15 protein-coding genes are annotated in these 14,829 nt (G+C 67.0%); 6 read left to right on the forward strand and 9 right to left on the reverse strand.

All coding sequences use genetic code 11. The features are described from left to right. Nucleotides 1-43: 43 nt before the first annotated feature. The 5 genes from ACYVGK_RS00215 to oleC form a co-directional block, all read right to left on the reverse strand. Nucleotides 44-202 carry a DUF1328 domain-containing protein gene (locus tag ACYVGK_RS00215; RefSeq protein WP_460731206.1) on the reverse strand — a complete coding sequence of 53 codons (159 nt, stop codon included), beginning with the start codon at nucleotides 200-202 and terminating at the stop codon, nucleotides 44-46. 133 nt (nucleotides 203-335) lie between these two features. Next, on the reverse strand, nucleotides 336-506 hold the full coding sequence (locus ACYVGK_RS00220) for a DUF1328 domain-containing protein (protein ID WP_460731207.1): 171 nt from the start codon (nucleotides 504-506) through the stop codon (nucleotides 336-338). Between the two features lie 283 nt (nucleotides 507-789). Next, the gene (oleD, locus tag ACYVGK_RS00225; RefSeq protein ID WP_460731208.1) at nucleotides 790-1,782 is read right to left on the reverse strand and encodes a 2-alkyl-3-oxoalkanoate reductase; all 993 of its coding nucleotides are present in this window, start codon (nucleotides 1,780-1,782) and stop codon (nucleotides 790-792) included. Beyond that, the gene (locus ACYVGK_RS00230; RefSeq protein ID WP_460731209.1) at nucleotides 1,779-2,216 is read right to left on the reverse strand and encodes an endonuclease domain-containing protein; all 438 of its coding nucleotides are present in this window, start codon (nucleotides 2,214-2,216) and stop codon (nucleotides 1,779-1,781) included. The genes oleD and ACYVGK_RS00230 overlap by 4 nt, the downstream gene beginning before the upstream one ends. Nucleotides 2,217-2,302: 86 nt before the next feature. Then, a complete protein-coding gene (oleC, locus tag ACYVGK_RS00235; protein ID WP_460731210.1) occupies nucleotides 2,303-4,036 on the reverse strand; it encodes an olefin beta-lactone synthetase in 1,734 nt (577 codons plus the stop codon). A 108-nt stretch (nucleotides 4,037-4,144) separates the two neighbouring features. Here oleC and ACYVGK_RS00240 point away from each other — a divergent pair, with 108 nt between their 5' ends. Beyond that, complete coding sequence (locus ACYVGK_RS00240) at nucleotides 4,145-4,528, forward strand: YkgJ family cysteine cluster protein (RefSeq protein WP_460731211.1); 384 nt, start codon at nucleotides 4,145-4,147, stop codon at nucleotides 4,526-4,528. A 221-nt stretch (nucleotides 4,529-4,749) separates the two neighbouring features. Here the strand turns inward: ACYVGK_RS00240 and ACYVGK_RS00245 are convergent, their stop codons facing one another. Continuing rightward, nucleotides 4,750-5,670: an alpha/beta fold hydrolase gene (locus ACYVGK_RS00245; RefSeq protein ID WP_460731212.1), complete on the reverse strand. Its 921-nt coding sequence runs from the start codon at nucleotides 5,668-5,670 to the stop codon at nucleotides 4,750-4,752. 250 nt (nucleotides 5,671-5,920) lie between these two features. On the opposite strand from ACYVGK_RS00245, the gene ACYVGK_RS00250 reads away from it, so the two are divergent. Beyond that, complete coding sequence (locus tag ACYVGK_RS00250) at nucleotides 5,921-6,727, forward strand: DUF3050 domain-containing protein (protein WP_460731213.1); 807 nt, start codon at nucleotides 5,921-5,923, stop codon at nucleotides 6,725-6,727. 70 nt (nucleotides 6,728-6,797) lie between these two features. Here ACYVGK_RS00250 and ACYVGK_RS00255 read toward each other — a convergent pair whose 3' ends face one another. From ACYVGK_RS00255 to ACYVGK_RS00265, 3 genes are all read right to left on the reverse strand, one after another. Then, nucleotides 6,798-7,820: a 3-oxoacyl-ACP synthase III gene (locus ACYVGK_RS00255; protein ID WP_460731214.1), complete on the reverse strand. Its 1,023-nt coding sequence runs from the start codon at nucleotides 7,818-7,820 to the stop codon at nucleotides 6,798-6,800. 258 nt (nucleotides 7,821-8,078) lie between these two features. Then, entirely contained in the window at nucleotides 8,079-8,402 is a 324-nt protein-coding gene (locus tag ACYVGK_RS00260; protein WP_460731215.1) for a DUF4156 domain-containing protein, read from the reverse strand. Nucleotides 8,403-8,700: 298 nt separating this feature from the next. Further along, a complete protein-coding gene (locus ACYVGK_RS00265) occupies nucleotides 8,701-11,577 on the reverse strand; it encodes a M16 family metallopeptidase (RefSeq protein WP_460731216.1) in 2,877 nt (958 codons plus the stop codon). Between the two features lie 314 nt (nucleotides 11,578-11,891). Here ACYVGK_RS00265 and ACYVGK_RS00270 point away from each other — a divergent pair, with 314 nt between their 5' ends. From ACYVGK_RS00270 to ACYVGK_RS00285, 4 genes are all read left to right on the forward strand, one after another. After that, nucleotides 11,892-12,599 carry an SDR family oxidoreductase gene (locus tag ACYVGK_RS00270; RefSeq protein ID WP_460731217.1) on the forward strand — a complete coding sequence of 236 codons (708 nt, stop codon included), beginning with the start codon at nucleotides 11,892-11,894 and terminating at the stop codon, nucleotides 12,597-12,599. A 179-nt stretch (nucleotides 12,600-12,778) separates the two neighbouring features. Continuing rightward, entirely contained in the window at nucleotides 12,779-13,279 is a 501-nt protein-coding gene (locus ACYVGK_RS00275; RefSeq protein WP_460731218.1) for a tRNA (cytidine(34)-2'-O)-methyltransferase, read from the forward strand. Nucleotides 13,280-13,355: 76 nt separating this feature from the next. Then, nucleotides 13,356-14,252: a helix-turn-helix domain-containing protein gene (locus ACYVGK_RS00280; protein ID WP_460731219.1), complete on the forward strand. Its 897-nt coding sequence runs from the start codon at nucleotides 13,356-13,358 to the stop codon at nucleotides 14,250-14,252. 79 nt (nucleotides 14,253-14,331) lie between these two features. Further along, entirely contained in the window at nucleotides 14,332-14,691 is a 360-nt protein-coding gene (locus ACYVGK_RS00285; RefSeq protein ID WP_460731220.1) for a VOC family protein, read from the forward strand. Nucleotides 14,692-14,829 lie beyond the last annotated feature (138 nt).

The raw sequence follows: 14,829 nt of genomic DNA on the forward strand, positions 1-14,829 counted from the left end.
CGCGGCGGTGGACTTGTCGGCACACACGCGTCACAGCATCACGTCAGACGCGCCGGCCACGCAGTAGCGAAACGATCGCCAGGACCAGGAAGACGACAAACAGCAGCCAGGCGATATTGCCGGCGGCGCCGGCGATACCGGTGAAGCCGAGGATCGCTGCGATGATCGCAATGACGAAGAAGACAACGGCGTAATGCAGCATTGGAACCTCCCAATGCAAGCGCGCGGTTTGCGCGCGGATGCACTGTTGCGCAGTCGCAGTGGTCAGCCGGTGACGGCAGCCGGGTTCGTGCGGCTGGGCTTCAGCCCCGTGAGCCCTTCGTTAATCGCTGTCCTCAATGACCGTGGCGATCGCTGTGCCAGCGCCACAGCGAAGAGACGGCCATGCCCATGAACGCAGAGAACCAGAACCAGGCGAGGGCGTCGGCGACATCCGGGGTATTGCTCAGGCCGAACGCGCCTGCAATGAGCGCGAGAACAAAGAAGATGGCGGCGAAGTACTGCATCGTGTCCTCCCCTGCAGCACCCAGGGTGCGGGCTCATGCTGGCCGAACCCAGGTAATCACCCGGTGATGACGCGCCGCGCGCGTAGGGAAATGCGGCTACAAGGTTTGTTGCCTCAGCCCTGGTACGCCGCCCGCAACCGCGCCAGCCCTTCCGCGATCGACACCGTCGGCACATAGCCGAAGTCGCGTCGCGCCGGGCCGCGCCGCGCCGCCGCAGCGTTCGAGCGCCGATTGGCCAAAACGCGCCGCCGCGCGTCAGGAGCCTTCAGACGAGGGCTTTTGATCAGCTCCGATAGGACGCCGCCAACCGCGCCAGCCCTTCCGCGATCGACACCGTCGGCACATAGCCGAAGTCGCGTCGCGCCGGGCCCATGTCGTACCAATGCGTAGTACTGAGCTGTTCCGCCAAAAAGCGCGTCATCGGCGGCTCGCCCTTCAACGGCAACGCATGCCACAAGCCTTCGCAGACCACGCCGGCGGCATAGGCGACGCCAAACGGAATCGTCTTCTCCACCATCGGTGCTCCGGCCGCTTGCAGCAGGCCGTTCACGATCTCGCGCACCGTCTTCGGCTCGCCATTACTGATGAAGTAGGCGCGGCCCGCGCACGCGGCACCCGGGGCGAGATGCGCGAAGGAATCTAGATGCGCCTGCGCCGCGTTGTCGACATAGGTGGTATCGATGCGATTGTTGCCGTCGCCGACGAAACGCAGACGGCCCGCCTTCGCGCGTTCGACCAGGCGCGGCAGCAACTGATTGTCGCCGACGCCCCAGATCAGGCGTGGACGCAACGCGACGGTTGCGAGCTGCGCGTCGTTCTCCGCCAGCACCAGCTGCTCGGCGAGCAGCTTGGTCGCCGCGTACGGCGCCTTGAGGTGCTCGCCGTAGGGCACGCTGTCGGCGGTGCCGCCTTCGACCGGTTGCGTGGCGCGATGGGTGACGCTGGGCGTGGAGGTGTAGACCAGCTTGTCGATGCCATGCACGCGGCAGGCTTCGATCACATTGCGCGTGCCTACGACATTGGCGTCGAAGTAACTGCGGTAGCTGCCCCAGGCGCCGGCCTTGGCGGCGTTGTGAAAGACCGCGTCGCAACCCTGCGCCGCGCCGATCACGGCATCGCGCAGGGCAAGATCGCCCTGCACCTGCTGCACGCCGATCGCATCGAGCGCGGCGTAGCGGCCGCGATTGAAGCTGACCACCTCGAAGCCACGCGCACGCAGACCGCGACACAGCGCCTGACCGAGAAAGCCACCGCCGCCAGTAACCAGGATCTTCATGGGTCTTTGTTGCCTTCGTCTTCGCCGTTGCCTTTGGCCCCCTCCCTTTCGCGCAGCGAAGGGGAGGGTTGGGGAGGGGTGCTGTTGCTTTTGTTGTTGCTTTTCAACAAGTGCGAGTGAATGTCTTCCAGAACTGCTTCAGTTCGCGCGAGCACATCATTGTTCCAGTAGCGCAGGACGCGGTAGCCGAAGCCTGCAAGCTTGGTGGTCCGCGCCGCATCGTAGCCGCCTTGCTCAGCGTGCTGGCCACCGTCCAGCTCGATGATCAACCTTGCTTGCGGACACAGGAAGTCCGCAATGAACCCGGCGATCGGCACCTGGCGGCGAAAGCGAAAGCCTTCCAGCTGTTTTCCACGGAGCGCACGCCATAAGACCTTCTCGGCATCCGTTGCGTTGCTGCGCAGTTCCCGTGCTCGCGTTCTCAACACATCCATGTGTTATCGGCTCCGTCTTACCCCTCCCCGGCCCTCCCCTTCGCTGCGCGAAAGGGAGGGAGCAAAGCGGTCACTGCGCCACACGGCTACTTCGCGGCCTTCGCCACCCACACCGCCAACTTCTCGCGCCCGATCTTGGCGTTGTGACGGATATCGACCGGGAATTTGGGGTGCCGCAGGAACCGATCGATACGCGCGGTATGACGCTGGCTCTGCCCGAGCGCGCGCAGTTCACGTTCGATGCGCGGCCACTCGCTCGCCGATACGCCGGGGTTGAGCTCGACGCACAGCACCGGCAGTTGCGAACCCAGCGCCCTCACGCCGACCAAAGCCGTGCGGCGCACGTCCGCATGGGTGTTGAACACGGGCTCGACCTGCTCGGTGTACAGCGGACCGTCCGCGGTTTCGACGCGATGCGACTTGCGCCCGCAGAACCACAACCGGCCTTCGGCATCGAAGTAGCCGACGTCGCCCATGCGGTGGACCACGCGCTCGCGGCCATCGGGCAGGCGTTCGCGGATCTTCGCCAACCGGGTCTGCGCGTCGCGGTTGAAATACGTGTCGGTCGCGGTGGGGCCGGCGACCGTAATTTCGCCGACCGCGCCATTGCGCACCAGCAGATCGTTCGACCAGGTATCGATCGCCTCGTCGCCGATGCGGATGATCCGCACCTCGTTGGGCGGCACCGGCTGACCGACGCAGGTGCCGGCGCCGGTTTCGTTGGCGCGTCGCGTGGACTGCAGTTCACGCGCTTCGATCACAGCCACGGGCAGACATTCGGTGGCGCCGTACGGCGTCCAGAACTTCGCGTCGTCGGGCAGCAGTTCGCGCATGCGCGCGACGATGTCGGCCGGCACCGGCGCGCCAGCGGAGGTCACCCGGCGCAGGGTCGACAACGGCGCGCCGTGCTTCGCGAGCACAGCCATCAAGGCCGGTGAGCCGAACAGCTGATCGACGCCGAAACGCGCGATCGCGTCGTGCAGTTTGTGGGGATCGGCGAGCGCAGGCTTGGTCGGATCCATGTCGGGGATCACCGAGGTAAGTCCCAGCGCCGGATCGAACAAGGCAAACGGCGGGAAGGTCGGCAGATCGACACCACCGGCTTCGATGCCGAAGGCCTCGCGCATCATCGCGATCTGCGCGACGAAATGGCGATGCCGGTACACCACGCCCTTGGGCACGCCGGTGGAGCCGCTGGTGAACAAAATCGCCGCGACTTCGTCCGGCTCCGTTTCGGCGAGCTGCGAACCGGCCTGGGCGCCGTCGCGCTCGACCTGCGCCAGCGTCGCATCGGCGAACCAGGCGCGCTGGCCGGTGGTGATCCGGACGCGCGCCGACTTCGCCCAGCCCAGCAACACCCGGGCGAACTGCGCCAGCGGAATGCCGATGAAGGCCTCCGGCTGGGCTTCGTCCAGGCATTGCTTCAGCGCGCGCTTGTCGATGCCCGGGTCGACCAGCACCGGCACCGCGCCGGCCTTGAACAGCGCGAACATCAGCAGGAAGAACTCCGGCGTCGGCCGCACCATCACCACGCAGCGGGTGCCGCGGACGATGCCGCGCGCGGCCAGACCAGCGGCGACGGCGTCGCTACGGCTATCGAGCTCGCGGTAGGTCAGGGTGGTGTCATAACGCGCCAGGCCGTCCGCACCGCGGCTGCCGGGGCAGCGCATCGCGACGCGATCGGGAAACTCCCGGGCCAGGCGTGGCAGCGAAGCGGCGATATTGCACGGCGCGGGACTGCGCCGGGCCGCTGCCCGATCGGCATCGGCGGCGGTACCGGACGGACGAAACGATCCGTCGGAACTGAAATTTGACGCCATGGAGGGCTGAGAGGCTGAGCGGATAGGTGTCTATTCTCGCCCGAAGCGACAGAGCGACCGCACCGCAGCGGATAAAATAGGCACCCAGCCTAGATTTACGCGGTTCCCGTGTCCCACCCCTGCCTTACTTGCGGCGCCTGCTGCGCCTTTTTCCGCGTCAGCTTCCACTGGTCCGAAGCCGATCCGGCGCTGGGCGGACAGGTGCCGTTCGAGCTGACCGAACCGCTGCGCGCGCACGAACGCGTCATGCGCGGGACCTCGCAGGCGCATCCGCGCTGTATCGCGCTGGATGCGGATATCGGTCGCTACAGCCGTTGCACGATCCATGATCGGCGGCCGTCGGTGTGTGCTCTGGTGCCGGCGTCGTACGAGTTCGGCGAGGCCAGCGCGCAGTGCGACAAAGCGCGGGTGGCGCATGGGTTGCCGGTGCTGACGCCGGCGGATTGGAGCGGTGTGAGCGACGCCGAGCGCAATCCGCTGCCGGAACTTTAGCGACCTCGAGCTCCCTGCCGTTGACGTCCCTCTCCCTGCCGCAGGCGGGGAGAGGGTGCCGAAGGCGGGTGAGGGGCGCTTTTGACCTTTGCGGTTGCTTGTAGCAAGGGCTACAGCAAGCTCGCTGCGCTCGCTCCCCCTCACACCCCAAGGGTGCTTCCTTCGGGCGTCCGGCCTTCGGCCACCTTCTCCCCGCAGGCGGGGAGAAGGACAAGCGATGATCAACTCAGCGGGTGCGTATCCAGGAACCGCCGGATCGCCGGCACCAACACGTCCGCCTTGTCTTCCAGCACGTAGTGGTTGGCGTCCTCGAACGCATGCACCTCCGCATTCGGCAACGCGGCACGGAAACCCTCGAGGAAGTGCCGGTCGAAGACGAAATCGCGCAGGCCCCAGCCGATGAACACCGGACGGTCCGCATATTCGGGCAGCTTGCGACCCATCGCTTCGACCAGCGGCCACGCGGCGTCGCCGGGGCCAAGCGGAATGTCCTGCACGAAGCGCGAGGTGGCGATGCGGTTGGCCCACGAGTCGTACGGCGCGACATAGGCTCGGCGCACGGCCGGCGGCATCTTGTTCTCCACGCCGACGAACGAGGCCACCGACGAGAACGCATTGAAGCCGCGGATCAGCAGCGTGCCCAGCGCGAGATCGCGGCCGAGCTTGAGCGCCTTCGGCAGCGGCTTGGCCGCCGGCAACGGAAACGCGCCTGTGTTGAGGATTACCAGCCGCTTGATCTGCTCGGAATGCTTCACGCCCCAGCCGAAACCGATGCCGCCGCCCCAGTCGTGCACGGCCAATGTCACCGGACCGGAGATGCCCAGGCGCGACAACAGGGTTTCGACGTCGTCGACGCGCGACTGCAGGGTGTAGCGGTAATGGGATTCGTCGGGCTTGTCCGAAAGCCCCATGCCGACGTGATCGGGAACGATGCAGCGATACGCCTTGCCTGATGCGGCGTCGCGCAAGCCCAGCACCAGCTTGCGCCAGTAGTAACTCCACGACGGATTGCCGTGCAGCATGACCACGACTTCGCCGTCGCGCGGGCCTTCGTCGAGATAGGACATCGCGATGCCGGGACGGATCTCGATCCGTTGCGGCTGGAAGGGATAGTCGGGGAGCACGGACGAAGACAGGGACATGCGGATCTTGGCTGCGGCCGGATGGCCGGTCGGACGAAGCCCGACATTATGCGGGCCGCGCGACCCGAACCCCAGTTGCGCCCGTGCGTGGGCCTTCCGGCCCCGCTCGTCGCCTTTTCCCGCAAGCGTGACGGCGGTATCGAACCGGCCTGGGCGGAACCTCCAATCTGACTGCGGACGCGGATGCGTCCTGGACACGTCCCACCCTCACGGGCCGGGACGCTTTAAACGCCTTCCAAGGAGAATGGTTATGGCAGCAGTAATGGATCTGCATCAGACCGATCGCACCGCCGCCGATGCGGCCACGCTCAGCGATCTGCGAACCCAACTCGAACTGCACCCGGTGTTCGAGGCCCTCACCGACATCAACCACCTGCGCCAGTTCATGCGCGCACATGTGTTCGCGGTGTGGGACTTCATGAGCCTGCTCAAGCGCCTGCAGCGCGACCTGACCTGCACCGAGGTGCCGTGGACGCCGCCGCGCGACCGCGTCGCCTCGCACCTGATCAACGAGATCGTGCTCGGCGAGGAGAGCGACATCCGCCCCGACGGCGAGCCGGCCAGCCACCTCGACATCTACATCGACGCGATGCGCGAAGTCGGCGCCGACACGAGCCAGTTCGATCGCTTCCTGACCCTGGTCGAAAAAGGCATGGAACCGCTGGATGCCATGCACACCGTGGGCGCGCCCGAGCACGTGCGTCGCTTCGTCGCGCATACCCTGCATGTGGCGCGCGAGGACACCACGCTGGCGGTGATGACCAACTTCTTCCATGGCCGCGAGAACGTGATCCCGCAGATGTTCAACGCGCTGCTGACGCGCTGGCACATCGACGAGGACGCCGCGCCGATGTTCGTGTTCTATCTCAAGCGTCACATCGAGGTGGACGGCGAATCGCACGGTCCGATGGCGCAGCAGATCATCGATCGCGCGGTCGGCAACGACGCCGGTCGCAAGCAACAGGTGATGGAAGCGGCGGTGGAGGCCGTGCGGGCCCGCATCGCCCTGTGGGACGGCGTGCTGGTGACGCTGCAGGAGCAGCCGCAGGCCGCCTGACCGAACGCACAGGGGAAAATAAAACGGGGCGCTCGAAGCGCCCCGTTTTTTCATGCGTGAACCGCGCGCCTTACCAGACCACTTCGGCCATCGAGCAGTTCAGGCCGGAACCGATGCCGAGCAGCGCCACGCGCGTGCCCTTCTTCAGGCGGCCCATTTCGCGCAGCTTGCTCAGCACGATCGGCACCGAAGCCGGGCCGATGTTGCCGTGCTCGCCGAAGATGGTCATGACCTTCTTCGGGCTGATGCCGAAGGCCTTGAGGAAGGCCTGGGTGTGCGCCTTGCTGACCTGGTGGATGACGAATTCGTCGAGCTCCTCGACCACCCAGCCCAGCGCCTGCTTGGCGGCGGCAAAGGTCTTCTGGCCGAGCTTCACGCCTTCGATCATCAGCATGCGGCCGTCGGCGACCATGCGGTCGTGGGCGACGTCGCCGCGGCACAGGTGATTCCACTCGGTGGCCGAGCGGGTGACGCTGCCGCGGTAGCGCGGCGCACCCGGCACGAGTTCGGCACGCGCCAGCACCATCGCGGCGGCGCCCGAACCCAACGTCAGCGTGGCCATCTCGTCGCGGAACTGCTCGGCGGTGACGCCTTCCTTGCTCAGGCGCTCCATCGTCTTCTCGTAGGCGAGATTGGCGGTTTCGCCATCGACGACCAGCGCGTATTCGATCTCGCCGCGCTCGATCATGCGGCTCGCCACGTCCATGCCGTTGAGGAATGCGAGGCAGGCGTTGGCGATGTCGAAGTTCTGGCAGTTCTCGCCCAGGCGCAGGTTGCCGGACACGATCGAGGCCGTGGACGGCTCGAGGTAGTCGCGGCTGACCGAGGTGTTGACCAGCAGGCCGATGCGGTCGGCGTCGATGCCGGCGTCGGCCAGCGCCTTCACACCGGCGAGGGTGGCGGCATCGGACGGCAGCACGTCGCCGTCCCACAGGCGGCGTTCGTTCACGCCGGCCACGTCCTGCAGCACGTTGGCCTTGATGCCCAGACGGTCCATCGTCGGCTTGAGTCGGGCGTGGATCTCGTCGGAAGTCAGACGACGCGGGGCGTCGATATGGGCCAGACCGGCGATGGCAACGTGTTGGAACAGCATGGCGGGCAACCGTGTGGCGAACAAAGCGCGTCAGATTAACGCTTTGTCGACATGGATGCACCGGCCGCCGGTCGCAAGTCCCGGCAAGGGGTCGGGAAGATGCCGGGTTCAGGCCGGGAAAGCCCCTCAAACGAGCAGGTCAGGGCTACCCGGCGGGCGGGCCTGGCATACGCCAGCGCACGGTTCGCGTCCGGCCGAGGCTGGGCGGCACCCAGCCCCGACCATTCCGATCGGCGCTTGCGGCCGCTCTGGTACCGGTCAACCGGCGCAGCGATAGGCCGCGAAACGCTGCTCGCCGTTCTTGGGCTCGCTCAGCGGCTGCATGGTGTCGGCCTGCAGGGCGGGTGCCTCGTTGCGCGCCGACGTCTCCAGCTCCTCGCGCACGCGCACCGGATTGCGTTCGTAGAAGCCGACCTTGTTGGTCACCGTGACGGTGATTTCGCCGCGCTGTTGGCAGCCGGTCGGTGCCGCGCCGGCGGGGATCACCCGCACCGCGGAGGCGCCCGGGGCCATGTGGACCCAGGTGCAACCCGACAGGGCGGAGAGGACGGTAATGGAAGCGACAACCACGGCAAGGCGCATGCGACATCTCCGGAAGCGATGCGGCTCATTGTTGCCGGCGCGGGTGAATCAGGCAAAAACCGGCGTCATGGACTCAGAAAAAAGGCCCGCGGTGCGGGCCTTTTTTGTTCTTGCCCTTCTCCCCGCTGGCGGGGAGAAGGTCGAAGCGGGCGATAGCCCGCGGAGGGAAGGGCGGATGAGGGGCGCTTTTCGCGATCGCGCCACGGCCCCTCACCCTGCGTTGCTAACGCAACGCGGTCCCTCTCCCCGCAAGCGGGGAGAGGGGTGAAGCAACGCAAGCGGGGTGAGTTCGCCGACCTTACTTCGCCGGCTTACTCGAACCCACCGGCTTGCCGTCGGCGTCGAGGATGATGACCTCGCCGATGTTCAGCGCGCGCACCTTGGCTTCCATCTGCTTGAGGTCGCCGACCACGACCCAGGTCAGGGCCTTCGGATCGATCGCCTTGGCGGCAGTGTTCACCTGCGCCGCGTCCATGCCTTCGATCTCGGCCTTGCGCTTGAACACGTAGTCGTCCGGACGCTGGTAGCGGACGATGCCCGCGATCGTGCCCATCACCGAACCGGCGGTCTCGTACGCACCCGGCAGGCTGCGGATCTTGATCGCCTGGATGCGCGCGACTTCGGCCGGCGTGGCCGGCTTGCTGCCATCGGTGTACTCGGTGATCTCGCGACGCATCTCGGCCATCGACTCGGACGCCTTGTCGATCTGCACCGGCGCGACCGCCAGCCACGGACGCTGGCCCAGCGCATCACGCAGCGAGCTGCGTGCGCCGTACGACCAGTGCTTGTCTTCGCGCAGGTTCATGTTGAGGCGCGCGGTGAAGTCGCCACCGATCACGGTGTTGGCGATGTCGAGCTTGATCGCGCCCGGGTCCATCGTCGACGGCATCAGCTCGCCGGCGTAGATGTTGGCCTGCACCGAACCGGGTTGGTCGATCAGGAACACGCGCGGCTGGGTCGGACGCGCCACTTGCGGGATCTGCAGCGCGGCCGGCTTGGCGCCCTCGACCTTCCAGTTGCCGAAGTGCTTCTCGAGCAGCGGCACGATGTCCTTCAGCGTGGTGTCGCCGACGACGACCAGGGTCGCGCCCTCCGGACGCACCCAGGCGCGGTGGTAGGCGAGCAGATCGTCGCGGCCCAAGGCCTTGATCGACTCCTCGGTACCGGTGCCGCTCAGCGGCATCGCATACGGATGGTTGGCGCCGAACAGCAGCGGCGGCAGCACGCGGGTGGCGGCGCCGTTCGGCTCGGCCTTCTCCTGGGCGATGCCGGCCAGCCAGGTGCCACGCAGGCGCTCGATGTCATTCGCTTCGAAGCGCGGACGCTGCAGCATGTCGGCGAACAGCGACAGCGACGGGTCCAGGTTCTCCTTCAGCGACGACAGGTAGGCATTGCCGCCGTCCAGCGAGGCACCGGCGCCGAGGCTCGCGCCCAGCGATTCGGCGCGATCGCCGAAGGCCAGCGCGTCGTACTGGCCCGCGCCTTCGTCAAGCATGCCCAGGGTGAAGTTGGCGGTGCCCAGCTTCTTGCCCGTGTCGGTGGCGTAGCCGCCGTCGAACAGGTAGCTGAACTGCACGACCGGCACGTCATGGCGCTCGGCCAGGACCACGGTGGTGCCGTTGGACAGCGTGGCGCGCTGCAGCGACGGGAACTTCAGTTCCGGGAAGTTCTTCGGCACCTGCACGCCGGTCTTGCGATCGGCGCCAGCGGTGGTCTTGTACTTGGCATCGACCTTCGGCAGGGTCAACGCGGTCGCCGCGACGGCCGGTTCTTCCGGCAGCGCGGTGCGCGCACCCGGCTCGATCACCAGGGTGTGGTCGCCCTTGCCCAGCCAACGCTGGCCAGCCGTCTTCAGATCAGCCGCAGTTGCGGTCTCGATGGTCTTCAGGCTGTCGCGGTAGCAATCCGGCTTGCCGGTGTAGACGGTGCATTCGGCCAGCGTGTCGGCCTTGCCGCCGAAACCACCGATGCGCTCGATGCCGCGAATGAAGCCGGCCTTGAACACGGTACGGGCTTGGCTCAGTTCGCTGGCGCTGGGGCCTTGCGCGAGCAGCTTCTTCAGCTCCTCATCGATCACCGCTTCGACCTTCTTCGCGTCCACGCCCTGCTTCACGTCGGCGGTGATGACGAAGTTGGAGCCCAGCTGCGAGGCGTAGGCGCCGGCGGAGACGCTGTCGACCAGCTTGTCCTGGTGCAGCAGGCGCTTGTCCAGGCGCGAGCTGCGGCTGCCGCCGAGCACCTGTGCCAGCAGCTGCAGGCGGTCGAGGTCGGTCGCGCCGTATTCGGCGACGTTCCACAGGCGGTAGATGCGCGTCTGCGGCACCTTGTCCTGCATCACCGAGCGGGTGGATTCCGCACGCGGCGACGGATCGATCTTCGGCTGCGCCATGGTCGGCGTGGCGGGGATGTCGCCGAAGTACTTGGCGACCTTCTCCTTCGCGGTCTTCGCGTCGATGTCGCCGGCGAGCACCAGCACGGCGTTGTTCGGGCCGTACCAGGTGCGGAACCAGTTCTTCACGTCTTCGAGCGAAGCCGCGTTGAGGTCGTTCATCGAACCGATCACGGTGTGGTGATACGGGTGGCCCTTCGGATACATGATCTCGGTGAGCACGTCGAAGGCCTGGCCGTAGGGCTCGTTCTCGCCCTGGCGCTTCTCGTTCTGGACCACGCCGCGCTGCTCATCGAGCGTGGGCTGGTCGATCGCGCCGAGCAGGTGACCCATGCGATCGGATTCCATCCACAGCGCCATGTCGAGCGCAGTGCTCGGCACGTTCTCGAAGTAGTTGGTGCGGTCGGTGTTGGTGGTGCCGTTCTGATCGGTCACGCCGACCTGCTTGAAGGGCACGAAGTATTCGCCCGGATGGTTTTCCGAGCCGTTGAACATCAGGTGTTCGAACAGGTGCGCGAAACCGCTGCGACCCAGGGGTTCGTCCTTGCTGCCCACGTGGTACCAGATGTTCACCGCCACGATCGGGGCCTTGCGGTCGGTATGCACGATCACGCGCAGGCCGTTGGGCAGGGTGAATTCCTCGTAGGGGATCGCGACGTTGGCGGCGGGCGCCTTGGCATAGGCCGCCTGCGGGGCGAATGCCGCACCACCCATCGCGGTGGCCAGGGCAACGGCGAGTACGGCGGCACGCGGTGTGGCGGCGCGCTTGAGCGAAGCGAAGGACATGCAAGAACTCCTGTTAATGAAGCGAGATAAACGGGCACACGATGGTTGGCCCCTACCACCGGCTGGCGGCATCGTACGAGCCCCGTCGGGGCGGGGCATGGGTCACAAGTCCCGTTCGCGGCGCGCCGCGAGCCATCCGAAAGCCCGCCACGATGATGAACGCGCCGCAGCGCGCGGCAATATCCCAGTCCTGTCGCTTGATGGCCGATGCCCGTCCGACTGGGCCGGCCAGCCTGCAGTTCCCATGGCCGCGCCCACCCCCTGATTCCGGGGGTGTTTCGCCGATACTGGTGCGGCCTCCGCCGGAGAACCCCATGCCCGCCACGCCTCCCCGCCGCAGCGTCGTCACTGGCGCCAATCGCGGCCTCGGCCTCGAATTCGTCCACCAGCTGCTGGCCCGCGGCGACCATGTCATCGCCGCCTGCCGCCACCCGGGCAAGGCCTACGAGCTGAACCACCTCGCCGGCGACCACCCCGGCCGCCTGCATGTGTTGCCGCTGGACGTGGCCGACGAGAAGTCGCGCATCGCCTTCGCCCACGAGCTGCCGCTGGTCGTGGACGGCATCGACCTGCTGATCAACAACGCCGGCGTGCTGCATTCGGGCGAACGCTGGGGCCATGTCAGTGCGGCGATCCTCGAGGACAGCCTGCGCACCAATGCGATGGGCGCGTTCCTGCTTACCCAGGCACTGGACTCGCAGCTCGCCGACGGCGCCACCGTGGCCAACATGTCTTCGATGATGTCGTCGCTGGGCACGCGCACCGAATTCCGCTCACCCAGCTACTGCATCAGCAAGGCCGCGGTGAACATGGCCACGGTGATGCTGGCCAAGGCGCTGGCGCCGCGCGGGATGAAGGTAATCGCGCTGTGTCCGGGCTGGGTGCAGACCGACATGGGCGGCGAGAGCGCACCGATCACCGCGACGCAATCCGTCACCGGTCTGCTGCGCGTGCTCGCCGGAGTAACCGATGCCGACAGTGGCCGCTTCCTCAATTGGGAAGGCACCTCGATGGCGTGGTGACGCGAGCATCTCCGCCTTGTAGAGCGGAGCTTGCTCCGCTGCCTTTGCGTAGCGCCGAGCCTGCTCGGCGCGCCCTTCCCGCCGGATCAAGAACGATCCGAGCAGGCTCGGATCTACAAGGGCAGGAGCAGCGGAGCAAGCTCCGCTCTACAAAGCAAAACCATCATCCACGCCGACCAATGGCCGCTCGCGACGCCTCCATGTTCCACGTCATCCTGTTCCAGCCCGAAATCCCGCCCAATACCGGCAACGTGATCCGGTTGTGCGCCAACACCGGTGCGCAACTACATCTGGTCAAACCGCTCGGCTTCACCCTCGAGGACGCGCAACTGCGTCGCGCCGGACTCGACTATCACGAGTACGCGACGTTGCGCGTGCACGAGTCGCTGGCCGATGCACTCGCGTCGATCGCCAGCGATACCGGCGCCGCACCGCGCGTCTTCGCGCTGAGTACGCGCGGCAGCGCCCGCTTCGATCAGATCGACTACTGCCCTGGCGACGCCTTCCTGTTCGGTCCTGAGACGCGCGGCCTGCCCGCGGATGTCCTCGAGAGCGTGCCTCCCGAACAACGCCTGCGCCTGCCGATGCGGCCGGACAACCGCAGCCTCAACCTGTCCAACACCGTCGCGGTGATGGTGTTCGAAGCCTGGCGCCAGCACGGGTTCGCCGGCGGCGCGTGAAATCGCGCGCTGCGGGAACGCAGTGCCGCCAGGATCGTTACAGCCGCGCAGCGTGGACCGGCGTACCCTTCGCCACATGTCCGGGCCCCCGCCGCCGATCCGCGATTCCGATCCGACGATGCGCGTGACCGCGTTGCATCGCGGCGCGTTGTCGGTGCTCGATTTCCGCTGCCTCGCCGGTCCGCATACGCCGACGCATGCCGAGCAGCACGACTGCACGTCGGTGTCGTACGTGCGGCGCGGCAGCTTCGGCTATCAGGCGCGCGGCGAGGAATGCGAACTGGTCGCCGGCTCGGTACTGGTCGGTCACGCCGGCGATGAGTTCGTGTGCACGCATGCGCATCATCAGGGCGGCGACGAATGCCTGTCGTTCAAGCTCGCGCCCGAACTCGCCGACGGCTTCGGCGCGAAGCCGCAGCACTGGCGCGCCGGCGGCCTGCCGCCGTTGCCGGAACTGATGGTGCTGGGCGAACTGGCGCAGAGCGCCGCGGACGGTGGCAACGATTTCGGCGTGGACGAAGCCGGGTTGCTGTTGGTCGCGCGCTATCTCGCCGTGGCCGACGGACGTCGGCGGACGCCATTACAGGCCACCGCACGCGATCGTCGTCGTGCGGTGGAGACCGCGCTATGGCTGGACGATCACGCGCACGAGGACATCGACCTCGAAACCACCGCAGCACAGGCCGGCTTGAGCGCCTGGCACTTCCTGCGCCTGTTCGCGCGCGTGGTCGGGGTCACACCGCACCAGTACCTGCTCCGCGCGCGCCTGCGCCGCGCCGCGCGCATGCTGGCCGCGGATGAAACGCCGGTCACCGAGATCGCGCTCGAAGCCGGCTTCACCGACCTGTCCAATTTCGTGCGCAGCTTCCATCGTGTCGCCGGGTTGCCGCCGCGCCAGTTCCGGCATGCCGCGCGCGGCGATCGCGAACGCATCGCCACATTGGCGCAGCGGCTTGAACGTCGCCGGCACTGAGTGGTTTTCAAACCGCAATTTTTGCCAAGAACCGTGCGCGCCGCGGCGTGAAGCTGGGCTCCCCAACCGGAGACCCGCCATGTACGACCATCTCGGACTGCAAGTGAAGGACCTCGACGCCAGCGTGCGCTTCTACGAAGCCGTGCTCGCACCCCTCGGCCATGTGCTGGATTCGCGCTACGACGGCGGCGCCGGCCTCGGCCCCCAAGGCGCGCCGGCGTTGTGGTTGTACGACAACACCAAGGCGAAGGGCGGCACGCATGTCGCTTTCCAGGCGCCCGATCGCAAGGCGGTGGATGCATTCCACGCCGCGGGCGTGGCCAATGGCGGGCGCGACAACGGGGCGCCGGGGCTGCGCGTGGATTACGCGCCGACGTATTACGCGGCGTTCCTGATTGATCCTGATGGGAACAATGTGGAAGCGGTTTGCATGACGTGAGCGGTTGCGCCGCTACGCAGCGCGCCTCTCTGCCCCCCGTGCCGTATCCCTCTCCCCGCTTGCGGGGAGAGGGACCGCGTTGCGCAGCAACGCAGGGTGAGGGGGAGTGACGCAACCTCTAGTTGCCACCTGCGCCGC

It is taken from the genome of Lysobacter tyrosinilyticus (assembly GCF_054779815.1).